The 25,691-nt window shown below is 62.6% G+C and carries 20 protein-coding genes and 1 pseudogene; 6 read left to right on the top strand and 15 right to left on the bottom strand.

Going from position 1 to position 25,691, the window contains the following annotated elements; translation table 11 throughout:
- Positions 1–109 precede the first annotated feature (109 nt).
- The 4 genes and pseudogenes from hfq to OUZ30_RS06850 all read right to left on the bottom strand — a co-directional run.
- Positions 110–388, bottom strand: a complete 279-nt coding sequence (hfq, locus tag OUZ30_RS06865; protein ID WP_266181479.1) for an RNA chaperone Hfq — start codon at positions 386–388, stop codon at positions 110–112.
- Between the two features lie 173 nt (positions 389–561).
- Entirely contained in the window at positions 562–1,527 is a 966-nt protein-coding gene (gene miaA, locus OUZ30_RS06860) for a tRNA (adenosine(37)-N6)-dimethylallyltransferase MiaA (protein WP_283255877.1), read from the bottom strand.
- A gap of 76 nt (positions 1,528–1,603) precedes the next feature.
- A complete protein-coding gene (locus tag OUZ30_RS06855) occupies positions 1,604–2,362 on the bottom strand; it encodes a carbonic anhydrase family protein (RefSeq protein WP_266181478.1) in 759 nt (252 codons plus the stop codon).
- Positions 2,363–2,776: 414 nt separating this feature from the next.
- Positions 2,777–2,914, bottom strand: a pseudogene (locus OUZ30_RS06850) (S46 family peptidase); the annotation flags it as partial.
- A 148-nt stretch (positions 2,915–3,062) separates the two neighbouring features.
- Between OUZ30_RS06850 and tdh the strand changes: the two are divergent.
- From tdh to kbl, 3 genes are all read left to right on the top strand, one after another.
- Positions 3,063–4,097, top strand: a complete 1,035-nt coding sequence (gene tdh / locus OUZ30_RS06845) for an L-threonine 3-dehydrogenase (protein ID WP_266181477.1) — start codon at positions 3,063–3,065, stop codon at positions 4,095–4,097.
- A 184-nt stretch (positions 4,098–4,281) separates the two neighbouring features.
- Positions 4,282–7,932 (top strand): DUF748 domain-containing protein, encoded by a 3,651-nt coding sequence (locus OUZ30_RS06840; protein WP_266181476.1) that lies wholly within the window; start codon positions 4,282–4,284, stop codon positions 7,930–7,932.
- A gap of 101 nt (positions 7,933–8,033) precedes the next feature.
- Positions 8,034–9,227 (top strand): glycine C-acetyltransferase, encoded by a 1,194-nt coding sequence (kbl, locus tag OUZ30_RS06835; RefSeq protein WP_266181475.1) that lies wholly within the window; start codon positions 8,034–8,036, stop codon positions 9,225–9,227.
- A gap of 167 nt (positions 9,228–9,394) precedes the next feature.
- On the opposite strand, the gene OUZ30_RS06830 is transcribed toward kbl, so the two are convergent.
- From OUZ30_RS06830 to acnD, 6 genes are all read right to left on the bottom strand, one after another.
- Positions 9,395–10,153: a pseudouridine synthase gene (locus tag OUZ30_RS06830; RefSeq protein ID WP_266181474.1), complete on the bottom strand. Its 759-nt coding sequence runs from the start codon at positions 10,151–10,153 to the stop codon at positions 9,395–9,397.
- 185 nt (positions 10,154–10,338) lie between these two features.
- Positions 10,339–11,457, bottom strand: coding sequence for an OmpA family protein (locus OUZ30_RS06825; protein ID WP_266183119.1), 1,119 nt, complete (start codon positions 11,455–11,457; stop codon positions 10,339–10,341).
- A 671-nt stretch (positions 11,458–12,128) separates the two neighbouring features.
- On the bottom strand, positions 12,129–13,250 hold the full coding sequence (locus OUZ30_RS06820; RefSeq protein ID WP_266181473.1) for an OmpA family protein: 1,122 nt from the start codon (positions 13,248–13,250) through the stop codon (positions 12,129–12,131).
- Between the two features lie 209 nt (positions 13,251–13,459).
- Complete coding sequence (locus tag OUZ30_RS06815) at positions 13,460–14,911, bottom strand: bifunctional 2-methylcitrate dehydratase/aconitate hydratase (protein WP_266181472.1); 1,452 nt, start codon at positions 14,909–14,911, stop codon at positions 13,460–13,462.
- Between the two features lie 124 nt (positions 14,912–15,035).
- Positions 15,036–16,220 (bottom strand): 2-methylaconitate cis-trans isomerase PrpF, encoded by a 1,185-nt coding sequence (gene prpF, locus OUZ30_RS06810; protein ID WP_266181471.1) that lies wholly within the window; start codon positions 16,218–16,220, stop codon positions 15,036–15,038.
- Positions 16,221–16,354: 134 nt separating this feature from the next.
- Entirely contained in the window at positions 16,355–18,949 is a 2,595-nt protein-coding gene (acnD, locus tag OUZ30_RS06805) for a Fe/S-dependent 2-methylisocitrate dehydratase AcnD (RefSeq protein WP_266181470.1), read from the bottom strand.
- A 553-nt stretch (positions 18,950–19,502) separates the two neighbouring features.
- Here acnD and OUZ30_RS06800 point away from each other — a divergent pair.
- Both OUZ30_RS06800 and OUZ30_RS06795 read left to right on the top strand, forming a co-directional pair.
- A complete protein-coding gene (locus OUZ30_RS06800) occupies positions 19,503–20,189 on the top strand; it encodes a TerC family protein (protein WP_266181469.1) in 687 nt (228 codons plus the stop codon).
- A gap of 57 nt (positions 20,190–20,246) precedes the next feature.
- Positions 20,247–20,858 carry a glutathione S-transferase N-terminal domain-containing protein gene (locus OUZ30_RS06795; RefSeq protein ID WP_266181467.1) on the top strand — a complete coding sequence of 204 codons (612 nt, stop codon included), beginning with the start codon at positions 20,247–20,249 and terminating at the stop codon, positions 20,856–20,858.
- Positions 20,859–20,948: 90 nt separating this feature from the next.
- On the opposite strand, the gene OUZ30_RS06790 is transcribed toward OUZ30_RS06795, so the two are convergent.
- Positions 20,949–22,226, bottom strand: coding sequence for a coiled-coil domain-containing protein (locus OUZ30_RS06790; RefSeq protein WP_266181466.1), 1,278 nt, complete (start codon positions 22,224–22,226; stop codon positions 20,949–20,951).
- Positions 22,227–22,309: 83 nt separating this feature from the next.
- Between OUZ30_RS06790 and OUZ30_RS06785 the strand changes: the two genes are divergently transcribed.
- Entirely contained in the window at positions 22,310–22,567 is a 258-nt protein-coding gene (locus OUZ30_RS06785) for a hypothetical protein (RefSeq protein ID WP_266181465.1), read from the top strand.
- 92 nt (positions 22,568–22,659) lie between these two features.
- On the opposite strand, the gene OUZ30_RS06780 is transcribed toward OUZ30_RS06785, so the two are convergent.
- From OUZ30_RS06780 to OUZ30_RS06765, 4 genes are all read right to left on the bottom strand, one after another.
- The gene (locus OUZ30_RS06780) at positions 22,660–23,256 is read right to left on the bottom strand and encodes a hypothetical protein (RefSeq protein WP_266181464.1); all 597 of its coding nucleotides are present in this window, start codon (positions 23,254–23,256) and stop codon (positions 22,660–22,662) included.
- A gap of 10 nt (positions 23,257–23,266) precedes the next feature.
- Positions 23,267–23,953: a C39 family peptidase gene (locus tag OUZ30_RS06775; RefSeq protein ID WP_266181463.1), complete on the bottom strand. Its 687-nt coding sequence runs from the start codon at positions 23,951–23,953 to the stop codon at positions 23,267–23,269.
- Positions 23,950–24,369: a hypothetical protein gene (locus OUZ30_RS06770; protein ID WP_266181462.1), complete on the bottom strand. Its 420-nt coding sequence runs from the start codon at positions 24,367–24,369 to the stop codon at positions 23,950–23,952. Before OUZ30_RS06770 ends, OUZ30_RS06775 begins: the two co-directional genes overlap by 4 nt.
- A gap of 130 nt (positions 24,370–24,499) precedes the next feature.
- Positions 24,500–25,351 carry a hypothetical protein gene (locus OUZ30_RS06765; RefSeq protein WP_266181461.1) on the bottom strand — a complete coding sequence of 284 codons (852 nt, stop codon included), beginning with the start codon at positions 25,349–25,351 and terminating at the stop codon, positions 24,500–24,502.
- Positions 25,352–25,691 lie beyond the last annotated feature (340 nt).

Here is a 25,691-nt window from a genome sequence, read left to right as displayed (position 1 = left end):
AACCATGCCGGAATGGTGAAGTGTATGTCGATACACGACCAACGGATGACGCCGCACCGCGTCTAAGCGACTCGGCGCCCTATCCACATGGGTTGTCGGGCCGGCTGAATCAACCTTCCGCGTCGGTGGCCCCGGCTGGCGCGTCACCGGGCCCGTCGTGCCCGTCATGGCCATTGCCCATGCGCACGTTGCGGCTCGGTACCACGGTGGAAATGGCGTGCTTGTAGACCATCTGGCTGACCTGGTTGCGCAGCAGCACCACGAACTGATCGAAGGACTCGATCGTGCCCTGAAGCTTGATGCCGTTGACCAGGTAGATGGCGACCGGGACGCGCTCACGGCGCAATGCGTTCAAAAATGGATCTTGCAATGATTGCCCTTTGGACATTGTTATGTTCTCCCCTCGCAACGGACAGGCCGGAGAAAAGACGCACCTGGCGCCCCGACCCAATGCTTCGAATATTAACCACTTTTAAATCGTTGATGAAAGAGAAAATGCAGCTTTTCGGCAGGTGTGAAGAAGACGTTTAGAAGCCGCCTCGCCGAAGCGATCCCCAGGTTCTAGACGGGATGTCCGAGAAAGAGCGCCAGGGCCTGTTCGGCATGTTCCGGCAAGCCGGGCTGTGCCGGATCTAACACTCGTGCATCAAGCTCGCTGCGCAGCCAGGTGATCTGCCGCTTGGCCAGTTGCCGCGTGGCGAAGATGCCCCGGTCACGGAACTCGGCGGCATCCGTCTGGCGATCCAGGTGTTCCCAGGCCTGTCGATAGCCCACCGCCCGTATCGCCGGCAAATCAGCATGCAGGTCGCCGCGCACGCGTAGCGCGCGCACTTCATCGAGAAATCCGTCGGCGAGCATGGCGTCGAAACGCTGGGCGATCCGCTCGTGCAATGGCGCACGGTCCGCTGGCAGCAAGGCGAGCTTGAGCACGCGCCAGGGGAAGCGTTCGCCGCTACCGCCCCGCTGCTGTTCGGACAACGGCCGCCCAGTCAACTGGATGACCTCGAGTGCGCGTTGCACGCGCTGCGCATCGTTTGCACCAATACGCGCGGCCGCGGCCGGATCAAGCTGGGCGAGGCGCTCATGCATGGCCGGCCAGCCGAGCAAGGCCGCCTCGGCGCTGAGCTGTTCGCGGATCGCGGGGTCGGCCTCGGGCAGTTGCGACAAGCCTTGTTGCAACGCGCGGAAATACAGCCCGGTGCCGCCCACCAGCAGTGGCACCCTGCCCTGCGCCGTGATTTCCCGCATCGCCGCCAGGGCGTCGGCGCGAAAATCCGCCACCGAATAGGGCTCGGCCGGATCGCGGATATCGATCAACCGATGCGGATAGCGGGCCAGCGTGGCCTGGTCAGGTTTGGCCGTGCCGATGTCCATGCCGCGATAGACCAGGGCCGAGTCGACGCTGATCAAGTCGACCGGAAAACGCTCGCTGAGCGCACAGGCAAGCGCGGTCTTCCCGGAGGCCGTTGGCCCCATCAGGAAAATCGCGGGTGGGCGGTGCTCAAAGGAAATGGCAGAAGCAGGCATGGCGCCAGTGTAACCGGCGTAGCGCCTTCCCCCGACGGCCACTGTCCGACGCTACGCGCTTCACAGCACGAGATAATCAGCTCAGGAAATCGACCTTGCCACCCACCAGCTGATACATCGAGCCGACGATCTTGATCTTGCCGTCCCGCTCGAGTCCAGCCAGTACCGAACTGTGGCGGCGTATCTCATCGATGGTGTGGCGAACATTGGTGGCGGCTACCGCATCAACGAACGCATCGTTTTTGCTGCTGCGATCGCCGCTGAAGGTCGTGGCATCGACCGCGGGCTTAATCTTGTCGAGCAGGCCCGTCAGGTTCCCCAGCTTGGCTCCGTCGATAGCGCCCTTGACCGCACCGCATCCCGTGTGGCCCATCACCAGCACCAGCTTGGCACCCGCCACGGCGCATGCGAACTCCATGCTGCCCAGCAGATCGTCGTTGGCGATATTGCCTGCCACGCGACCATTGAAGGTTTCGCCGATCCCCATGTCGAGAATGATCTCAGCCGGCGCACGCGAATCGATACAACTAAGTATCACCGCCGCAGGAAACTGGCCTTCCGCGGTGGCGCGCTTCTGCGCAAGATAGTCGTGCGCCATCCCTTTGCCGGAGCGGAAGCGTTGGTTGCCTTCTTTCATCGCCGCGATAACCTGGTCCGGGGTCATCGCGTCACGCAGTTCCCTGGTGAGCGCCGCCGCCTCGGCTACGCCCGGCATCACCCACGGCAGACCGCCCAGGGCACTTACCGCGGCGAACCCGAGTGCGGACTTGAGTAGCCTTCGCCGCTGACCGTCGGCTTCAACATGCGCGCAGCAATCGTCCGAATGCTTTTCCATGGCTATCCCCTAAGGATGGTGGCGTAGGCCCGGCGTACTAGATGCTTCGCGTCATGAAACCCGTGTGAACTCCGCTTTGCTGCCAGTTCCGCGGCCTTGCCAAAAGCTGCATCAAGCTCCGGCAGGCGCTGTGATTCCGGCAACTTCTGATAGCGCGTGAGTAGCGCACTCAGCAGCCGCTTCTCCACGGCTGCCTCATGGCGCCACCGCACCTGGCGACGTATGCCGGCGATGAGATCCTCATCGCGCTGCTGGTAACCGGATTCACGCGCTGCGTCAGGCCGAGTAGCAGGTCGCCTTCCTGCGTGGCGTTGCCCGCAGCGATCAATGGGTTCATTTGATTGATCTGGGGGCGCACGACGTTGGCCGTGGGCTGTCCATCGATCCATCTCAACATGGCGTCTTCGTCCTCACCTCCTGGGCGCGGTCCTGAGCCACGAAGCCGTCTTGAATCAGGTCGCGCTTCGCATGGCTGTTGTATTGGATGACACCAAACTCCACATGATGATTGGTCGGCACCAGGCCATCGTTGCTGACGACGGACCCGTCGCCCGCCCAAAGGACGGTTCCCCGCAAACAATCGCACGAACTTACGCCAATAGTTCCGAACCACTCCCTCGGCCACGCTGCACTGCACGAAAGCGGCGCAACGTCCGCCCTTCTATAATTGGCGTTTTCCCGCCCTCCCCACGGAAGTCCCATGCCGCAGATGATGAAAGCCCTGGTCAAGCGCAAGCCCGAACAGGGCATCTGGATGGAAGAAGTGCCCGTTCCCGAGGTCGGCCCCAACGAGGTGCTGATCAAGATGGAGAAGACCGCGATCTGCGGTACCGATCTGCATATCTATAAGTGGGACGACTGGTCGCAGCGCACGATCAAGCCCGGCCTCACCATCGGCCATGAGTTCGTCGGCCGCATCGTAGAGATCGGCCCGGGCGTCACTGGCTACAAGATCGGCGATCGCGTCTCGGCCGAAGGCCACATCGTGTGCGGCCACTGCCGCAATTGCCGCGCCGGCCGCCAGCACCTGTGCCCGAACACGGTCGGCATCGGCGTGAACCGCAACGGTGCGTTCGCTGAATACATGACCATGCCGGCCTCGAACCTGTGGCCAATCCCGGACCAGATCCCGTCCGAGCTGGCCGCGTTCTTCGACCCGTATGGCAACGCCGCGCACTGCGCGCTGGAGTTCGACATGATCGGCGAGGACGTGCTGATTACTGGCGCCGGCCCGATCGGCATCATTGCCGCCGGTATCGCCAAGCACGTGGGCGCACGCAATGTCGTCGTTACCGACGTCAACGACTATCGCCTGAAGCTGGCGGCGGACATGGGCGCCACCCGCGTGGTGAACGTGGCGAACCAGTCGCTGAAGGACGTGATGAAGGACCTGCACATGGAAGGCTTCGACATCGGCCTGGAAATGAGCGGCAACCCGCGCGCCTTCAACGACATGCTCGACTGCATGTACCACGGCGGCAAGATCGCCCTGCTCGGCATCCTGCCCAAGGGCGCCGGCATCGACTGGGACAAGGTGATCTTCAAGGGCCTCACCATGCAGGGCATCTACGGCCGCCGCATGTACGAGACCTGGTACAAGATGACCCAGATGGTGCTGACCGGCTTCCCATTGCAGAAGGTGCTCACGCACCAGATCGCCATCGACGACTTCCAGAAAGGTTTCGACCTGATGGACGCCGGTAAGTGCGGCAAGGTCGTCTGCTCCTGGAACTGAGTTTCCACAAGGCCATCACATAACGCGCTTCCCCACCGGCCAATCGGTGGGGAAGACGCTTTGCGGTCAGGATCGCCCTAGTACACTGCAACCAGGGCGGCCGACAGAATCGCCAGGATTGTGAAGGTGCACGGCCAGAGGGCGGTGCACGGTCGGCGCGCGATGATACGGGAGCATCGTTCGCATGGCTGATCTGTTCAGCAACCCTTTCATGGCCAAGGGACGCGATCGCGCCCTCACCGTCTATCGATCCCACCGCGTACGCAAGACGCTGCTGATCCTGGCCATCGTGCTGCTGGTCTTCGGACTGCTCGGTTTCCTGGCAGCGCCCTCGATCATCCGTTCGCAGATCGAATCTCGCGCCAGCGCCGCACTGCAGCGACCGGTCACCGTGGGCGCCGCGCACCTGAACCCTTACACGTTGCGGTTGCAGCTTGACCAACTGCATATCGCCGACCGAGACGGCAAGTCGCCCTTCGTGGATATCGACCAGGCCGTGATCGATGCGTCCTGGACGTCGGTGTTCCGCATGGCGCCGGTGCTGGACGAACTGGCCCTGCAGCATCCGCGCATCCACATCGTGCGCACGGCGGACCAGCGCTTCAACTTCAGCGACCTGATCGACCGCTACGCATCCAAGCCGACGGACCCGAAGACGCCACCCGCGCGCTTCGCGCTCTCCAACATCAGCGTGCATAACGGCGACATCCAGTTCGACGACCAGTTGATGAAGGCGAATCATCACGTCGAACAACTGGAACTGGGTATCCCCTTCATCGCCAACCTGCCCAGCGACACCGATGTCTTCGTGCAACCGCTGCTGGCGATGCGCGTGGACGGCAGCGCGCTGCGTATCGACGGCCATACCAAGCCGTTTGCCGACAGTCGCGAGTCGACCATCAACTTCCAGCTCGATCGACTCGATCTCTCGCGCTACATCGGCTACGCGCCTACACCACTGCCCATCGCCATCCCCAAGGGCTTGCTGAGCGGCACGCTGGACCTGCATTTCGTGCAGACCAAGTCGACGCCGGAGCTGCAGCTCACCGGCAACCTGCAGCTGGATGATTTCGCCCTCGACAGCAGCCACGGTGCCGCCATAGCCCAGGTGGGTCACGGCAGCGCCGAACTGGTCGACGTGCAGCCACTGGTGTCGCGTTATCACCTCGGCGTGCTGAAGCTGGATCGGGCGCAGCTCTTTTACGCGCAGGGTGCGGACGGGCATAGCAACCTTGACGCGCTCACCGCCTCTTCTGCGCCGGCAGAGGCCGGCAAACCAACCACACCGACCGACCTGCGCATCGCATCGCTCGTGCTCAGCGACAGCACCGTCCACTACACCGACGCAACCCAGAACAAACTCGACCTGCTCAACCTGCATGGCAACTTGCAAGGCCTGAGCATGCTCGCCGCGCCGCCGGCGAAGCTCGATCTGACCGGCAAGCTGTTTGAGGGCGAAATCACCGCCAAGGGCTCGCTCGACTTGCCGGCATCCAAGCTCGTGGCGACGCTCGGCCTGAAACAGGTGGAGATGGTGCCGCTACAGGCCATGGCCGCGCCGACCGTGGGCGCGCGCATGACCAAGGGCAAACTCGACGCCACTGGCCCACTGACGCTCGACTGGGGCAAGACGACGAATGTGCATCTTGCCGACGCCCATGCCACCGTCACGGACTTTGCCCTCGAGCCGCAATTCAGCGGTCACGGCGCACCGGTGGCTTGGGGCAAGCTCGAAGCCGAGCTCACCCTGATCGATCTGGCCAGCCGCCAGATCCAGCTGGGCACGGTGACCGCGAGCAACCTGAGCCTGGATGTACAGCGAAGCAAAAACCAGCACATCAGCATCGTCGACTTGTTCGCGGTCAAGAACACACGACGCCAGGCCGCCCCGGACAGTGGTCCGCCGTGGCACTGGAGCATCGCCCATCTCGGCTTCGACAACGCGTCGGTCGCGCTCACCGACCTGGCGGCTGGCGACAAGCCGGTAACGATCAACATCCAGTCGCTGACGGGTGGCCTGGAACATCTCAGCGACAAGTTCAACGAGCCGCGCGATCTCAAGCTCAGTGGCGCCATCGGCAAGGGCAGCTTTGTCGCCACTGGCAAGCTGCAGCCGCTACCCACCATGGCCGATCTCCAGCTCAGCACCAAGCAGCTGGACATTGCGCCGTTCGAGTCGTACATCAGCGTACCGCTGAACGTCACTATCTCCACCGCTCGCATCAGCAGCGACGGCAAGCTGCATTACGACGGCCGCAGCACGGTGCCCGCCTTCACCTACCGCGGCAACGCGGCCTTGGAACAGGTGCGCATCCAGGACAAGCTCACCGGTGACGACTTCCTGCGCTGGCGGACGCTCAGCGCCAGCAACGTCGAGCTGACCTACGGCAGCGGCGCGCCGCGCATGCATATCGGCAGCCTCGTGCTCAGTTCGTTCTATGCCCGCGTGATCGTCAATGCGAGCGGCAAGCTGAACCTGTCCGAAGTCGTCGCGCAACCGGAAGCCGCGCCGGTGTCGGTGACCCGTACCGAAGGCAGCACGCCTGCCGCGCCTGCCGCTCCCAAGCCACAGGCGGCCGTGGCCACGACAGCAGCGGCCACGACGGCGCCCGCCGGCCCTGCGCCGGACATTCTTATCGGCGGCATCACGCTGGTGAACGGCCAGCTCAACTACACCGACAACTTCATCAAGCCCAACTACACCGCCAACCTCACCAAGTTGACCGGCAAGATCGGCACCATCGGCAGTGCGGCAGGCGGTCCGCCGGCCGCTCTATCGGTGCAGGCCGCACTGGACGACAACTCGCCCGTTGATATCGACGGCACCATCAATCCGTTGCAACCGGTGGCCTTCCTCGACATCAAGGGCAAGGCCAACGACGTCGAGTTGACCCGCCTCACCGCGTATTCCACCCGCTATACGGGCTACCCCATTACCCAGGGCAAGCTCACGATGGATGTCCACTACACGCTTGACCAGCGCAAGCTCAATGCGGACAACCACATCTTCATCACCCAGCTCACCTTCGGCGATCGCGACGAAAGCCCCGGCATTGCCCATCTGCCGGTGAAGCTGGCGGTGGCGCTGCTCAAGGACACCCAGGGCAATATCGATGTGAACGTGCCGGTGTCCGGTTCCCTGGATGATCCGCAGTTCAGCATGGGTGGCCTGATCTGGCGCGCCATCGGCAACCTGATCGCCAAAGCAGCCACCGCGCCGTTCCGCTTGCTGGGAGCTGCCTTCAGTGGCGGCAGCCACGAGGACCTGGGCTTTGTCGAGTTCGAGCCTGGTTCCGCCGTGCTGGACGCCCAGGCCCAGGAGCGGCTCGGCAAGATCGTCGCCATGCTCAACCAGAAGCCCGCGCTCAATCTGGACATCACCGGACGGGTCGATCCGTCCAAGGACGAGGACGGCCTGCGCAAGGTCACCGTGGACAACATGGTTCGCCAGCAGAAGGCCCTGGATCAGACGGGCAAGGGTGCCGACACCTCGGCGGCGGCCTTGGCCGCGGTCAACGTGACGCCCGACGAGTACGAGCGCTACCTCAAACGCGCCTACAAGGACGACGACTTCAAGGGCAAGCCGAAAAACGTTATCGGCCTGAAGAAGTCGCTCGAGCCCGACGAAATGCGCAGCCTGATGGAAACCAATGTCGCCGTGGATGCCAAGGCCATGCATGACCTGGCTGATCGACGCGCCGCTGCCGTACAGACGTGGCTGAAGGGCAAGCTGGACGACAAGCGCGTGTCACTGAAGGACCCCAAGCTCACGCCCGACGGCATCGACGACAAGGGCAAGACGACTCGGGCGGAGTTCGGCCTGCATCAGGCCTGATCGGCCCATCGCGGGGCGCCGGCCACGGCTGCCCCGCGCCGCTTCCTTCCCAGCGCGGCCTCAAGGGCTCAAAATATCCCTTTGCCCTGCTGGAATTCCCCATGAGCTACCCCGGCCAGTCGCGCTTCGCCAGCGAACTCGAATCGATCCGTGAGCAAGGCCTGTTCAAGGCTGAGCGCATCATCACCTCACCGCAGTCGGCGAAGATCCGCCTGGACAGCGGGCAGGAAGTACTCAACTTCTGCGCCAACAACTATCTGGGGCTGGCCGATCACCCCGACGTGATCCAGGCCGCGAAGGACGCGCTGGATAGCCACGGCTTCGGCATGGCGTCGGTGCGCTTCATCTGTGGTACGCAGGACCTGCACAAGCAATTGGAAAAAAAGATCGCCGAATTCTTCGGCACCGAGGACACCATCCTCTACGCCGCCTGCTTCGACGCCAACGGCGGTCTGTTCGAGCCGCTGCTGGGTGAGGAAGACGCGATCATCTCCGACGCGCTCAACCATGCCTCGATCATCGACGGCATCCGCCTGTGCAAGGCCAAGCGTTTCCGCTACGGCAACTGCGACATGGCGGATCTTGAGAAGCAGCTGCAGGCGGCCGACGCGGCGGGCGCGCGTACCAAGCTGATCACCACCGATGGCGCGTTCTCGATGGATGGCTTCATCGCCCCGCTCGACCAGATCACCGCACTGGCGGAGAAATACGGTGCGCTCGTGCATATCGACGAATGCCATTGCACCGGCTTCCTCGGCGACACCGGTCGCGGCTCGGCCGAAGTGAACGGCGTACTGAACAAGATCGACATCATCACCGGCACGCTGGGCAAGGCCCTCGGCGGCGCCCTGGGCGGCTTCACCACCGGCCCGCGCGAAATCATCGAGATGCTGCGCCAGCGCTCGCGCCCCTACCTGTTCTCCAACTCGCTGCCGCCGCACGTGGTGGCCGCCGGCATCAAGGTGTTCGAGATGCTCGCCGCCGCGGGTGACCTGCGCGATCAGGTCAAGGAAAACACGCGCTATTTCCGCGAGCAGATGACCAAGGCGGGCTTCGACATCAAGCCGGGCGTGCATCCAATCGTGCCGGTGATGATCTACGACGCCAAGAAGGCCCAGGCCATGGCGACCGAACTGCTCGACGAAGGCATCTACGTCACCGGCTTCTTCTACCCCGTGGTGCCGCAGGGCCAGGCGCGCATCCGTACCCAGATGAGCGCCGCGCATACGCGCGAGCATCTCGATCAGGCGATTGCGGCGTTCACCAAGGTGGGCAAGAAGCTGGGCGTAATCTGATCGCTGGACTCCCTCTCCCCTCCGGGGAGAGGGTTGAGGTGAGGGGCGAGTCTTGCGACACCGTCCGTGCAATGCGGCCACGTTTGCAGCGCTTCCGCAAGCACCCGCCCTTTACCCCCTTTTGGGGCTCACCTCGGTCCTCTCCCCTTGGGGGAGAAGAAGAAGAGTTAGGACGTCGCCAACGCCCGCACTTCGTCAGCGCTCAAGGGTCGCCACTGCCCCTTGGCCAGCTCACCCAGCGCCAGCGGCCCAATCGCCACGCGAATCAGCCGCAGCACGGAGATCTCATGCGCCGCCAGCAAGCGCCTGATATGTCGGTTGCGTCCTTCGTCCAACACGATCTCGAGCCAAGCGTTTTTTTCGCCCGTGCGAAGCAGCACGACACGTTTGGCCATGAGGCGCTCGCCCTGCTCGACGACGCCCGTGATCAACCGATCCAGTAGCGCCTGATCCGGAATGCGGTCGATCTGCACGTGATAGGTCTTGTCCACGTGATGCTTGGGCTCGGTGAGCTGTGCTGCCCAGACACTGTCGTTACTCAACAGCAGCAAACCCTCGCTGGCCTTGTCCAAGCGCCCCACCGGACCCAGCCACGGTAACCCGGCATCCTTCAACAAGTCGTATACGGTGTCGCGACCACGCTCGTCTGCCGCACTGACCACAATGCCACGCGGCTTGTTGAGCGCGAGGTAGACACGCGTCGTGGCCACCACGGGCTCGTTGTCCAGACGGATCTGTTGGCGTTGCACATCGGTGGGACGCTCGGGATCGAGCACGACCTTCCCATCCACACTTACCCTGCCCTCGCGCACCGCCTTTTCGGCCTGGCTGCGCGAACACACTCCGAGCTTGCTGAGCACGCGCGCCAAACCATGACGTGGTGCAGCCTCTGTGCGTGTTGAGGTGTTGGGTCGGAGAGTACGCATGAGTAGTCGAACGACAGGGTCTCGACGAAAGCCGCCTTGCCACATGGTAGGCGATTGGGCGATCGGGTGCGCCGTTGAGTTCGATGGCGTACCCGCGTGGTCGCGGGATTCATCGGGCCGATGCCGGCACACAAAAAGAAAAGCCCGGCAAAAGCCGGGCTTTTCGGTACTGCCCTACCGGTCGATTACTGCTTGACCTGCAGCTCCGTGCGACGGTTACGGGCGCGGCCGGTATCCGTGTCGTTGGTGTCGATCGGGTTGTTCTTGCCGAAACCGATCGGACCTTCCAGGCGATTGGCAGCGATGCCGTGCGCGGTCAGGTAGTCGAACACGATCTTCGCGCGACGCTCGGACAGCGCCTGGTTGTACTCGGCGGTGCCGACGTTGTCGGTGTGGCCGGCAACGGTCACGTGCACCTGCGGGTAACGCTGCAGCGTGTCGACAGCCTGATCCAGGATCGCGAGCGAGTCAGCGGTCGGCTCGGCAAGCGACTTACGAATGTCAGCCTCGCCCTTCTTCGGGCGATCGAACTTGAAGTTCACGCCGCGCAGGTCGATGACGACCTTCTGCGGACAACCGTCCGGACCGACGATCGTGCCTTCCGGCAGATCCGGGCACTTGTTGTCGCACAGATTCACACCGTTGCGGAACTGCTTGGAGCAGTCCGGCGCAGCCGGTGCCGGCGCGGGAGCAGCCACCGGAGCGGCAGCAGCCGGCTCGCCGAAGCGCGACACGATGCTGACGCCGAGGAACACGTCGCCGTAGCCGTTCTTGTTCGGCTGGGTCTTGTCGTCCCAGTCATAGCGGTAACCCGCTTCGACGCGCAGGTCGGTGCTGTCAGTGACGGTCTTCGACACGCCCACGCCCAGCTCGGCAGCCGGTGCCCAGCCGTTGTCGACGGCGTTCTGATGCTGGCTGCCCATCACGCCTGCGAGCAGGTACGGACGCCATGCAGTCCATTCGCCGAAGTAGTAGCGAGCGGTCACGCCGTAGTTGTTGTTGGCCCAGCGATTTTGCAGCGCCGCGTTACCATCGACGGTGCGCTTCGTGCGATCGACGAACAGATCGATCGAGACATTTGGGGCAATGAAGCGACCAACGCCCAGGCCATAATAGAACTGGCGGCTGTTGGTGTTGCGATCGGTGTCGTTGTAGTAGCCGCCGACGGTCGGAGCGATATACCAGCGACCATCGTAGCTAGGCGTGGTCGTGGTGGCAGCACCGGCGGTGTTGTCTTGCGCGTGAACGGCACCTACGCCGCCCAGGGCCAGGGCAATCATGAAGTACAAGCCCTTACGATTCATCATCTGGTGTCTCCTAGTTATTGGTATTCGCGTCCATTCCACCCCAGACGGAAATCGCGCGTCTAAAACAAACTTCAACGTCCAGGGATTTGTGCCATCCCTTTGCTTCACGTCGCGATCAAAAAAAATTCACGAGATCGTGAGCGCGGCGGAGTGTAGCAAAATCGTTAAGCGCATCGCACGCAATACGAGACGAGGTTGGTGAACCGTGGTTCAGACAAGCGCATCTTGCGCATGCATCGATCATGTTGATGAGTGCGACAAAGTGTCGCTAACGAATCGCTTTTCATGCTCGCGACGTCGACCAACAAGTGCAATTCGTCACGCACGACATGAGCAGAAATCCATGATTTGCCTTCGCATGCGAGCCATGTCGACAAATCGAATTCGCTCCTGATGCGCATGCCGCCAGCAATCATGTCGTGACTCGCCGAGGTGCGCGATGTCGACCATCGAGCGTGCGTCGCCAGAGCATGCGCGCAAGGTCGACAGGAAAAACGTCACTGACAAAGCGCATGAAGCTCACAAAGAGATGCGCATGACGCCCACATGATTTTTCCCATTGCCGTGCACGCAAGCGTCGAAAGCAACGTCGCGACTCATGCGCGACGAGGCAAAAAAAAGAGCCCGGCAGTGCCGGGCTCTTTTTTCCAACTTTGCAGTTGCTGCGATTACTGCTGAACGTCCAGCTCGGTACGACGATTGCGAGCACGACCTTCGGCCGTGTCGTTGGTGTCGATCGGCTTGGTCAAGCCATAACCCACCGGAGGATCGAGGCGGCTCTGATCGATGCCGTGAGCGATCAGGTAGTCGTACACGATCTTCGCACGACGCTCCGACAAGCTCTGGTTGTACTCGGCCGTACCGACATTGTCGGTGTGACCAGCCACCAGCACGCGCACCTGCGGGTAACGCTTCAGGGTATCGACCGTCTGATCGAGGATAGCCAGCGAGTCCTTGGTCGGCTCGGCCAACGACGGTGCGATGTCCTTCTCGCCCTTCTTCGGACGATCGAACTTGAAGTTCACGCCGCGCAGATCGATCACAACCTTCTGCGGGCAGCCATCCGGACCGACGATCGTGCCTTCCGGCAGATCCGGGCACTTGTTGTCGCACAGGTTCACACCGTTGCGGAATTGCTTGGAGCAATCCGGCGGCGGCGGCGGCGGCGCGACCACGGGCGCAGCGGCCGGCTCGCCGAAGCGAGACACGATGCTGACACCGAAGAACCAGTCGCCGTAACCGTTCCTGTTGCGCAGCGTCACATTGTCCCAGTCGTAGCGGTAGCCGCCTTCGACGCGGAAATCGGAGCTGTCGGTGATCGTCTTCGACAGACCCACGCCTGCTTCAGCCGCCGGCGCCCAACCGTTACTGATCTGGGTGATGTGCTGGCTACCCATCACGCCGCCCAACAGATACGGGCGCCATGCGTTCCAATCCAGGAAGTAGTAGCGGGCCGTTACGCCGTAGTTGTTGTTCGACCAACGACCGCCACCCAGGCTGTCGTCGATGGTGCGCTTGGTGCGATCGGCAAAGACATCAAGCGACCAGTTCGGACCGAAGAACCGACCAACGCCCAGGCCATAGTAGAACTGGGTGCTATTGGTGTTGCGCTTGGTGTCGTTGTAGTAGCCACCGACCGTGGGGGCTATATACCAACGACCGTCATAGCCCGAGGCGGGGGTCGACTGTGTGGTGGTCGACGTCGAGCTGGAAGTGTTGTCCTGTGCATGAACGGCACCTGCGCCGCCCAGTACGAGGGCAATAAAAATGTATAGGCCCTTACGTTTCATCAGGTGTCTCCTCGTTTATTGGTGTGCGCGTCCGTTCACCCCAGACGGGAATTACATCAGCCGTGGAAACCAACTCCTATCGAATCCCCGGACATGACTTTAGAACCTATGAAGCTCAGTTACCCGAAACGGGCGCGGAGTAGTTTAGCAAAAATTAAACAATTGCGAATCGACCCCAAACGCCTGTTCATTTTCAGCTCACGCCGTCTTTACAACGTGAAGAACCCCAAAAAAGCCTGAATGGGCATATCATCCAGCCTCGCTGGGTCAGCCGTGGCCTCAAGAATGGCCTTGACCCGGTGGGCCGGCAAGTGGCCGCGCAGGGCCGCCTCGAACTTCTTGAGTAGGACCGGGATGCCCTCGGCACGGCGCTTGCGGTGGCCGATTGGGAAGTCGATGGCCACTTTCTCCGTGCTGCTGCCGTCCTTGAAGAATACCTGGACCGAATTGCCGATATAACGCCTGTCCGGGTCGAAATAGTCCTTGGTGAACAGCGGGTTCTCGCTGACCACCATCCTGTCGCGGAGGGCATCGATACGGGGGTCGGCAGCCACGTCGTCGTTATAGTCGTCAGCGGTGAGGCGGCCGAAAATGAGCGGCACGGCCACCATGTACTGGATGCAATGGTCGCGATCGGCGTAGTTGGCCAACGGGCCGGTCTTGTCGATGATGCGGGCACCGGCTTCCTGGGTCTCGATCACCACCTTTTCGATCTGGTCGATCTTGCCGGCCACGGCGCCGTGCAGCTGCATGGCGCACTCCACTGCGGTCTGCGCGTGGAATTCCGCTGGGTAGCTGATCTTGAACAGCACGTTCTCCATCACGTAGCTGCCGAACGGGCGCTCGAACTCGAACTCCCTGCCCTTGAAGGCCACGTCGTAATAGCCCCAGGTCTTGGCGCTCAATGCCGACGGGTAGTCCACCACACCGCGGTAAACCGCGTTGATCGCATGCATCACGGCGCGACGGCAGGCATCGCCCGCAGCCCAGCTCTTGCGCGGGCCGGCATTGGGGGCGTGACGATAGGTGCGCAGCACGCCGTTGTCGATCCAGCTATGCGACACGGCGGTGATGATCTGCTCCCGGGTGCCGCCCAGCATGGCCGTGGCGACGGCCGTGGACGCCAGGCGCACCAGGATCACGTGGTCCTGGCCCACGCGATTGAAGCTGTTCTTGAGCGCGTAGCACCCCTGGATCTCATGCGCCTTGATGGCATAGGTCAGCACGTCGCGTACGGTCAGCGGCTGGCCGCCCTCGCGCTCGGCCTTGCGGCTGAGGTAGTCGGCCACGGCCAGAATGCTGCCGAGGTTGTCCGACGGATGGCCCCACTCGGCCGCCAGCCAGGTGTCGTTGAAATCCAGCCAGCGGATCTGCGTACCGATGGCGAACGCGGCCTGCATCGGGTCCAGTTCGTGGCTGGTACCTGGCACGCGCGCACCGTCCGGCAGAGTGGCGCCCGGCACGACGGGGCCGAGATGCTTGACGCACTCCGGGAACTTCATCGCAAGCATGGCCGTGCCCAGCGAGTCGAGCAGCATGTAGCGCGCGGTGTCGTATGCCTCGCTCGAATCGATCTTGAAGTCGATCACGTAGTTGGCGACGTCGACCATCGGCTGATCGGGGTCTGGGCGCTTGGCCGAGCGGATGTCATGGACACTCATGAGGCTCGTCTCGTGGCAACAGGGAAACCGCCATCGTGCCCGGATGATCTTACTCGTTCGCTTGACGCAAACTCTTATCGAGGTTGTCTAACGATGTCGCCGTGACCGTAGCGAGCAAGCGGCTTCACCCAACAGGCACGCGCACCCAGCCCTCCATCAGCACGCGCGCGCTGCGGCTCATAATGGCCTTGGTGACCGTCCACGTGCCGTCAACCAGCGCCGCCTCGGCACCCACTCGCAACGTCCCGGACGGATGGCCAAAGCGCACCGCCTGACGTTCGCCACCGCCTGCGGCCATGTTCACCAGCGTGCCTGGAATGGCCGCCGCGGTGCCGATGGCCACCGCTGCCGTACCCATCATGGCGTGATGCAGCTTGCCCATCGACATCGCACGCACGAGGAGATCGATGTCGCCCGCCGCCACCGGCTTGCCGCTCGACGCGACGTAATCAGCTGGTCCAGCGACGAAGGCCACCTTGGGCGTGTGCTGGCGCGTGGCGATCTCGTCGAGTGATTTGATCAGGCCCATGCGCAGCGCACCGTGCGCGCGAATGGTCTCGAACATCGCCAGCGCCTTGGAATCGCTGTTGATGGCGTCCTGCAGCTCCGTGCCGGTGTAGCCGATCGCGGAGGCCTCGACGAAAATGGTGGGAATGCCAGCGTTGATCATGGTTGCCTTGAGCGTGCCGACGCCCGGCACCTCCAGGTCGTCGACGAGGTGCCCGGTGGGGAACATGGCCCCACCTGCGCCCTCTTCCTCGGCGGCCGGATCGATGAACTCCAACTGCACTTCGGCGGCGGGGAAGGTCACGCCATCGAGCTCGAAATCGCCTGTTTCCTGCACGGCGCCGTTGGTCATCGGCACACGCGCAAGGATGGTCTTGCCGATGTTCGCCTGCCAGATACGCACGGTGGCGATGCCATCACGCGGTACGCGCGCCGGGTCCATCACGCCTGCGGCGATGGCGAACGGACCGACCGCCGCCGAGAGATTGCCGCAGTTGCCGCTCCAGTCGACGAACGCCTTGTCGATCGCTACCTGGCCGAACAGGTAATCCACGTCATGGTCCGGCCGGCTGCTTTTGGACACGATTACCGTCTTGCTAGTGCTGGACGTGGCGCCGCCCATGCCATCGATCTGCTTGCCATAGGGATCGGGGCTGCCGATCACGCGCAGCAACAGCGCATCGCGCGCGGCGCCCGGCACCTGCGCAGCCTCGGGCAGGTCCTGCAGGCGGAAAAACACGCCCTTGCTGGTGCCCCCGCGCAAGTAGGTGGCGGGAATGCGGAGCTGGGGAAGCGATGCCATGTATGTTGTCCTGTGATGACTGGACCAAGCCAGCGCGCAATGCGCGAGTAGAGTCCCAAACGCGAGGCGGCACGAGCGGTGCACCTCGATTTACCTGTCATTCCCGCGAAAGCAGGAATGACGGGTAAAAACGATTAGGCCGCCTGCGAAGCTTCAAGGAAGTCCTGCGCGAACCGCTGCAGCACGCCGCCTGCCTCGTAGATCGACACTTCCTCGGCGGTGTCCAGGCGGCACGTTACCGGCACCTCGACGCGCTCGCCATTCTTGCGATGGATGACCAGGGTGAGGTCCGCGCGCGGCGTGCGCGCGCCCAGCACGTCGAAGGTTTCGGTGCCGTCGATGCCCAGCGTGTTGCGGTTGGTGCCGGGCTTGAACTCCAGCGGCAACACGCCCATGCCGATCAGGTTGGTGCGATGGATGCGCTCGAAGCCTTCGGCCGCGATCGCTTCCACACCAGCCAGGCGTACGCCCTTCGCAGCCCAGTCGCGCGACGAACCCTGGCCGTAGTCGGCGCCCGCGATGATGATCAGCGGCTGCTTGCGGTCCATATAGGTTTCGATCGCTTCCCACATGCGCATGACCTTGCCATCCGGCTCCACACGGGCAAGCGAGCCCTTCTTCACCTCGCCATCGACCACGGCCATCTCGTTGAGCAGCGTCGGGTTGGCGAAGGTGGCGCGCTGCGCGGTGAGGTGATCGCCGCGGTGGGTCGCGTACGAATTGAAGTCCTCTTCCGGCAAGCCCATCTTGGCAAGGTATTCACCTGCGGCGCTGTCGAGCAGGATCGCGTTCGACGGCGACAGATGGTCGGTGGTGATGTTGTCGCCGAGCACCGCCAACGGACGCATGCCCGTGAGCGTGCGCTCGCCCGCGAGGGCACCCTCCCAGTACGGCGGACGGCGGATGTAAGTGCTCTGCGGGCGCCAGTCGTACAGCGGCGCAGCGCTCGTGCCGGTGTGCCCGGTGCGCGCGAACATCGGGTCGTAGACCTTGCGAAACTGCTCAGGCTTCACGCTGGAAGACACGATCGCGTCGATTTCTTCATCCGACGGCCAGATGTCCTTGAGCGTCACCGGCTGGCCGTTGGCGTCGACGCCAAGCACGTCCTTCTCGATGTCGAAGCGAATGGTGCCGGCGATGGCGTAGGCCACCACCAGCGGCGGCGAGGCCAGGAAGGCCTGCTTGGCATACGGGTGGATACGGCCGTCGAAGTTGCGATTGCCGGACAGCACCGCGGTGGCGTACAGGTCGCGATCGATGATTTCCTGCTGGATCGCCGGATCGAGCGCGCCGGACATGCCGTTGCAGGTGGTGCAGGCGAACGCGACGATGCCGAAGCCTAGCTTCTCCAGTTCCGGCAGCAGGTTCGCCTCTTTCAGATACAGCTCCACGGCCTTGGAGCCGGGTGCTAGCGAACTCTTCACCCACGCCTTGCGGGTAAGCCCGCGCGCATTCGCGTTGCGCGCCAGCAACGCTGCCGCGATCACGTTGCGCGGGTTGCTCGTGTTGGTACAGCTGGTGATGGCGGCGATGATCACCGCGCCATCGGGCATCTGGCCCGGCTGCTCTTGCCACTGGCCGGCGATGCCGCGCGCGGCGAGATCGGCGGTGGGCAGGCGCTTGTGCGGGTTGGACGGGCCCGCCATGTTGCGCACCACCGAGGACAGGTCGAACGTCAGCGTGCGCTCGTACTGGGCATGCGCCAGCATGTCGGCCCACAGGCCCGCGGCCTTGGCATAGGTTTCCACCAGCTTGACTTGCTCGTCGCTACGACCGGTGAGACGCAGGTAGTCGATGGTCTGGCCGTCGATGAAGAACATCGCAGCGGTGGCGCCGTATTCGGGCGCCATGTTGGAGATGGTCGCGCGATCGCCCAGGGTGAGGCTGCCCGCGCCTTCGCCGCGGAACTCCAGGTAGGCACCGACCACCTTCTCCTTGCGCAGGAACTCGGTGAGCTCAAGCACGATGTCGGTGGCGGTGATGCCGGGCTGGCGCTTGCCGGTGAGCTCGACGCCAATGATGTCAGGCAGGCGCATCCACGAGGCACGGCCGAGCATCACGTTCTCTGCCTCCAGGCCGCCCACGCCGATGGCGATGACGCCGAGCGCATCCACGTGCGGTGTATGGCTGTCGGTGCCCACGCAGGTATCGGGATAGGCCACACGGTCCTGCACCTGGATCACCGGCGACATCTTCTCCAGATTGATCTGGTGCATGATGCCGTTGCCCGGCGGGATCACATCGACGTTTTCGAACGCCTTCTTGGTCCAGTTGATGAAGTGGAAGCGATCTTCGTTGCGGCGATCCTCGATGGCGCGATTCTTCGTGAACGCGTTCGGGTCGAAGCCGCCGCATTCCACCGCCAGCGAGTGATCGACGATCAGCTGCACCGGCACCACTGGATTTACCTTGGCCGGATCGCCACCGCGCTCGGCGATCGCGTCGCGCAGGCCGGCCAGGTCCACCAAGGCCGTCTGGCCGAGGATGTCATGGCACACCACGCGCGCCGGGAACCACGGAAAATCGCGCTCGCGCTTGCGCTCGATGAGCTGCTTGAGCGACTCGGTGAGGATCGCCGGATCGCAACGGCGCACCAGGTTCTCGGCGAGCACGCGCGAGGTGTACGGCAGCGCGTCATAGGCGCCCGGCTGGATCGCGTCCACGGCGGCGCGCGCATCGAAATAGTCCAGCGACGTGCCGGGAAGGGATTGGCGGTAGACGGTATTCATATATATCAGAACCCTGGAGATAAACGCCTCGACTCAGCGCAGGCCAGACACTCGGGGCACGCGCGGGCACATGGAAATGCTACCTCGCCCGCGTCGCAACACTTGAAGTCCCCGTGCCGGCGACCTAGGCGAAGATTTCACCCGTGACTAAGGCACGATCAAAAAATCACACAATCAGCCGCTGATTGTAACGCACCCTCTCGGGCGCGACCCAGCCGAAGCCCGCGTTCGCGCCCCCCCAACAAGTAGGGTGTGATTCACGCACCTTCGCGGTTCCAGCGAGCGTGCTCAAAAGTTTGTTCTGGCCGTAGGGCAGGAACATGGCGCTTGGCTTGACTGACATGCATAACGACATCGACAATGGCGCAATACTGACCCCAAAAGGGAGTAGTTCCAGGGTACGGCTTCTTTGTACCCATGCAGTGGTCGTCATCACGAGCGAGACTCCGCTCCGGTCACTGCAGCGGCTCTGCCGCGAACGAGACTTTTGCAGTAATCGCGGGCCGCGCGTGTCCGTTGTTGCTGCATCTGTCCGACGCGCAGAGACCCCTCTATGGAATTCATCGCGACCGATTTTCTCTCTGGCCTGCTCGCCATCGTCCTGCTTGACCTGGTACTGGCGGGCGACAACGCGATCGTTATAGCGCTGGCAGCGCGCAACCTCCCCCGTCAAATACAGAAGAAGGCCGTCCTCTGGGGCACCGTCGGCGCTGTCGCCGTGCGAATCGCGCTCACCGGCGTCGTCGTTTATCTGCTGGAGCTACCCGGCCTGATGTTGGCGGGTGGCCTGCTGCTGTTGCCGATCGCCTGGAAGCTCCTGCAAACCGAGGCGAAACCGGCGCATGGGGTCGACGCTGCGAGCAGTTTCTGGACGGCCATGCGCACGATCGTCGTCGCTGACGCCTTGATGGGCCTGGACAATGTGCTGGCCATCGCCGGTGCCGCCGATGGTCAGATCGTACTTGTGGTTATCGGCCTGGCGATCAGCGTGCCGCTGGTGGTGTGGGGTTCGTCGTTGATTTTGCGCCTGATCGAGCGCTTCCCGATCATCGTCTACATCGGCGCGGCAGCCATTGCCTGGACAGCCGCTCGCATGATGGCGCACGACCACTGGGTGGCACCCTGGTTCGAGGCCAACCCGTGGGCCAAGTGGACACTAGACGCGCTGCTGGTCATCGGCGTCTGCCTGACTGGCTGGTTGGGACAACGTAAGCAAGCGCGGCGCCTTAACGAAGCTTGAGGCGAAGTCGCCCGACCGGCGACACTGGACAGCTTCACCAGCCCAAGGAAACAACGCATGAAGCTGTATTACCTGCCGGGCGCCTGCTCGCTGGCCGACCATATCGCACTGGAATGGATTGGCCAGCCCTTTGAGACGCATCGTGTCGAACGTGAGGAACTGCGCTCCCCGGCGTACCTCAACATCAGTCCGGGCGGCGTCGTACCGGCGCTACAGGAGAATGATGGTTGGGTACTGACCGAGAATGCAGCCATCCTCAACTATCTGGCGGACAAGTACCCGGAATCCGGCCTGGGCGGTGACGGCAGCGCTCGCGGCCGCGCGGAAGTGAACCGTTGGCTGGCCTATATCAACTCAGATCTGCATCCAGCATTTCGCCCAGTGTTCCGACCGGAACGTTTCGTCGAGGGTGAAGCCGCACAGGAAGCATTGCGCAGCACGGCGCTAGCGAAGTTGCGCGCCTACTACGAGCGACTGGATGCGCAACTGACCGGCCGGGAATGGCTGACCGGTACACGTTCGTTTGCCGACCCCTACCTCTTCGTGGTGTTGCGTTGGGCCATGGCCAAGGGTGTAAACCTGGAAGGACTGGATAACCTCGCTCGCTTTCAGCAGCGTATGCTTGACGATGCCGGCGTGAAGGCTGCCATGCAGCAGGAAGGTCTTTAACCGCGGCGACGCCTCACCGCTCTTCGGAGCGGTGAGTATGCTCCAAGGCCTGCGCATAAATCGCTCACCATGCGGATAGGCGAACTGGCCCTAGTACATCATCGGCACGCGCACGGTGACCGTCGCATCCGGCGTATCGCGGGTCACGCCCACGCCCAGGGTGAAGTTGAGCGTGCGCTTGTCGGTCATGCGCCATGATCCACCGATCAACAGCGTGCCGAGCACGGTTTTCACGGAGCCAGGCACGGTCTTGTTGTTCTGCTTGGTCACGCCCACAAAGCTCTGGTCGTAGCCGATACTTAACGAGGCCCTCTCGTTGAGCGACAAACCCATGCCGATACTCACATCCGCAATGTCGCCTTCCGAAATCTTGCCCAGATACTCCGTGCCGCCCAGCAGGATGTTTCGGCTGACGTTGTTGCGTGGGAAGTTGTGCAGGTAGCTCACGTTGCCAAAGAACACCACCGGATCGGACGGATACAGCCAGGTGACGCCCGGCTGCAACGCATAGAAGCCTGTGCCTTGCGGCTGCTGCAGGGGCAAGCCGGTGCCTGTCGCCTGGAGGTTCGCCTCATTCGTCCCATTGATCACGGCCTCCACGCAGCGCTGTACGCAGTCCGTGGTGACATCGAACGGATCCCTGCCGGTGCGGGACTTGAAGCGCAGCCAACCCACATAAAATGCCTTGTCGGGACCGCCAACGTTGATCTGGTAGCGTGCCGTCGCCTCGACATCGCCGATTCCGTTGCCACTGGATCCGAAGGCGACGTCGGTAGCGGAACCCGTGAAGATTTCACGACTCACCGTGTCGGTATGTTGGTAGACATATGGCACGCGCACTTCGATTTCCAGCCGATTGGTAATGCCGTAGCGTGTCGTGAGCCAGCCGATCTGAGTGGTGGTCCTGACCTGGCGCGCGTCGATAAGACCGATAAGGATCGCCGGGATCACGGTGTAACCGACCAGTGCCACGCGCTCCGCTGATGAATATTCGTACTGGTAAGCCGGTTCGAGTATGAACTTACCCTTTGGTGTCAACACGCCAGGTTGCTGGAAGATCGGCGCCACCTCGGGCGGGCGGGTATCGACCTTCGGCGCCTCGCCGACCGGCTGCTGACCTGATGCATCGGAAGATTGCGGAGATGACTGCCCACTGGTCGATGGTGCGTTGGACGCAAGTGCCTGGCCCGCCGGCATGGGCAGCGCCGACGCACCAGGCCCACCCGCCGATATGCTGCCCGCGCGCTGCTTGTCCAGCTCATCCATACCCACCGCGTGCCGCAACGCCTGGTAATCGGCTTCCTGCGCCGCCAGGGCGTGCTTCATCGCATCGAGCTGCTCGATCTGCGCGCTGATCTGGCTGCGCATCGCATCGATGCGCTCACCCTGCTCCGCCACTTTCTTGCGTACGTCGTCGGAGGCGACGCCGTTCGCGGATGGCGGAGCCGTGGATGCTCCTGTTGCTCCAGCTGGTTGCGCTGTTGGAGCAGCCTGCGTTGCAGGCGCCGGTTGCGCTGCTGGAACCGATTGCGTTGCTGGCGGGGCCGGTTGCGCTGCTGGAACCGATTGCGTTGCTGACGGGGCCGGTTGCGATGCCGCGCCTTGTTGAGCTGCAACGGGGGCGCCCAGTGCAACCAGGCCCGCGCACCCTGCCGACCATAGGTATCGCTTCGCTGCGTATCGCATCATGCTTCCTTATGATTCTCTGATTAAGGTCGATGGTGTACGAGCGCGCTGCAACCATGGGCTGCAGCGTTCGAAAGAAAAACAGCGACTTCGGATGGCGTGCGTTCCATGGCGATCAGTGCCCCAACGATTGCAGCTCGGCCTGCTGCAACGCACTCTGAAAATTCGCCTGCCGGAATGCGTTTAGCGAATTGGATGAAGCGTTGATGGTGGTGATGCTTTGGATGTTCTGATTGTTCAGCGTGTTCTGAATGACCGTTGCGGCCGTAGTGTGGCCAAGTGACCCGGGATCGAACGTATTGTTCGGACCGACCTGGGTCAGCGAGACCGAGTTGAGCGCTGTATTCAGCGCCGCGGCCTGCGTCGTGGTGATGTGCGAGATATCGGGGATATTGAAGCTGGTCGACGTGACCAGGTCGCCGTTGACATACACGGCGCGATCGATACCCAAGGACGCCACCAGCCCGTTGCCCAGGTCGAAGCCACCACGCATGTCGTCGAGTGTGTCCTCGCTGACGGCAGTCCAGCCAGTCATTTCGCTGCTGCTGCCGGTTTCGCTGGCGTGCTGAGCCGCAACGATGGACAGCTGCTGTGGGGACACCGGAGGGGTCGCAGACAACGGTGCGGACTCTTGCGCCAGCGCAGCGTAAATCCCGGGGCCGCCGGTCAGTAAAACCGTGCTCAAGCAAATGATGCGGATGATCGGCTTCATGGCCATGCCCTCAGAGGTCGTCCGGCCCGCGCTTGGGCATTACCATGTTGAAGAGACCGTTGCGGTCGATGCTGGTGTCCAACGGCGCCAACGGAGCGACCTTCCAGTCATTCGGGCTATTGAACACCGCCAAGTTTCGGCGATTGTGGATCACGAAGAGAAGCCCGTTCTTCCATAACGTCATGAAGTGATCGATGGGAATGATGCGCGTGCCCCGCGCAGGATCTCCCACGAGCACGCGATCATTGCGGATGCCCTTGATCACCACGAAATGGTGATAGCCCTTGTCGTCGATCAACACAATGGCGGGGAGTCTCTCCTTCTCCAGTCGGTCGAGCGGCACTTTGAAACCGTCGGCTTCGAACCCATTGGCTCCCAGGAAGCGCTTGATGTCGAGCAGCGAAAAGCCCTCCTTGCTGATCTTCGCGCGGTCCCCGTGCGTATACATCTGCTCGAACGCGACTTGCTCGTTCATGGGATAGCCGTACTGATAAGTCAGCAACGTGGCCACCGCAGCCGAGCCGCAGCTGAAATCATATTTTTGGTGCAAGGTGCTCTTGTAACGCGCCTCCTTGAGGCTCGTAAGGTGCACTGTATAGGTGTTGCCCTGCCCGCCCAGCACGCCCACCGGCGTACTGGCATGAATTCCGGACGAAAGCGCCGCCAGTACCGCCAGCAGCGCCGCGAATCTATTCACGGCTTGAACTCTACATTTAAGACAGTCGCGTTCTGGATCAATACGTTGCTGCCAGAGTTCTGGATCACCACAGGGATGCCCGCCTCACCAGCAAATGAGTTGCCCGTAATGAGGTTGGATCCCGAGACGATATGGTCGGCGGAATCGTTGGACTGCGAGCCCGTCAACGTCGTGTTCTGTGTCACCGACGTGCCACCGCTCGAGTTCGACAGCGTGGTACCGTCGACCGCCTGCCCAAGGTCCTCCGCCTCATTGCTGCAATCGCATCGCACCGCAGCCACATACACGCCCACGGGCGAATCATCACCCGTGATCAGGTAGGCGGGCGGAATGCCGTCGTCGTCAGCCAGAACGGCAGCGGGCATTACAGCCACGCCCAGCGCGGCACAAGCAAGCATCTGACGGAAGATACGCACGGTAACCTCTCCCAAGTTGCAGACCACCACACCGACCGCGAGGACACCTCATCGCGATCCTCCTCGCCCAATCAGCGGCGACAAACCGGCACGGTGGGGTGTAAATCCCGCCGTGCCGTGTCCCTACTACTCAATGGACTGTCAGATTGGCCTGAACACTCACGCCCTGTTGCACCAGCGATGCCGCACCGCTGTTCTGCGCCAGGATCGAAATGCCGGCCGCCGCTGCGGCTGCGCCGCCCATGTTGTTCGACATGTCGAAGGTACCGCCGTTGGCGGAGGTTGAACCGCCTGCACCACCGGCTGCGCCCGCGCCACCCGTGCCAGCACCACCCGTACCGCTACCGCCGGCACCACCCGCTGCGCCTGCACCGGCATCGGCCGTCGCTGCGCCGCTGGTACCGCCAGTGGAAGTGGCTGCACCGCTGGTCGACGTAGCGGCTCCGGCCGTCCCGGCTCCGCCTGCCCACGTGCCGTTTCCGCCAGTCGCGGCGCCACTGCTACCCGAACCATGATTGCGCGAATGAGCATTGGCGTAGTTGTCGCCATCAGAATCGCCACCAGCCGCGCCGGAGAACGACCCTTGTCCGCCACTGTTGGCGCCACTGCCGCCGGCATGGCCACTACGGGCATGAGCGTTGCCGCCGTCACCGCCGGAGCCGCCCTTGCCGCCATCACCCTTGCCACCCTCGCCCTTGCCACCGTTGCCGCCACGTCCGCCATTGGCGTCGCCCTCATTGGACACATAGTTGCCAATGTAGGAGACGCTCAAGTTGCTTACGGTGCCGGACAAGGTGCTGTTGGACTCGACACTGCTGGTATTGAACGAGTCAGTAGTGGTGATGGTGATCGGGTTCGCCTCACTGGTGGTGTTGCTTTGGGTGCTGTAATCGCCAGCGGTATTGGTGTTGTCACTTGCGAATGCGGGGAGAGCCAAGCCCAGTCCCAGCACTATCGCAGTTGCTATTAGAGTCTTACGCATAGTCATTACTCCTGGAACGATGCGGTGACCCCCTGTGTTGCTGGAGTTGCCGACCCAGCACATCGTGATCGCAACATGCGTGCCACTTGGACGGTAACCGTGTTCACCTACGTGATGCTCAAGAAATCAGGTACTTGACGATGCTCTTGATGGTTGATTCTGGTATTGGTCAGGCTGCCATGGGACAAAGCTGATTCATACCTGTTACACCGTAGATCGGCCTATCGTGAATATGGCTCGACTCGCTCGACAGCAGTGGTCGACAAAACAAGGTATTGCGGAACATTGCCAACAACTTTGCTTGCATGTAGGTGGGTGTATCAACCGCGTTACACCCATG

The sequence above is a fragment of the Dyella humicola genome (assembly GCF_026283945.1).
GTDB lineage: Bacteria > Pseudomonadota > Gammaproteobacteria > Xanthomonadales > Rhodanobacteraceae > Dyella > Dyella humicola.
This window is presented reverse-complemented; position numbering and strand designations above follow the sequence as displayed.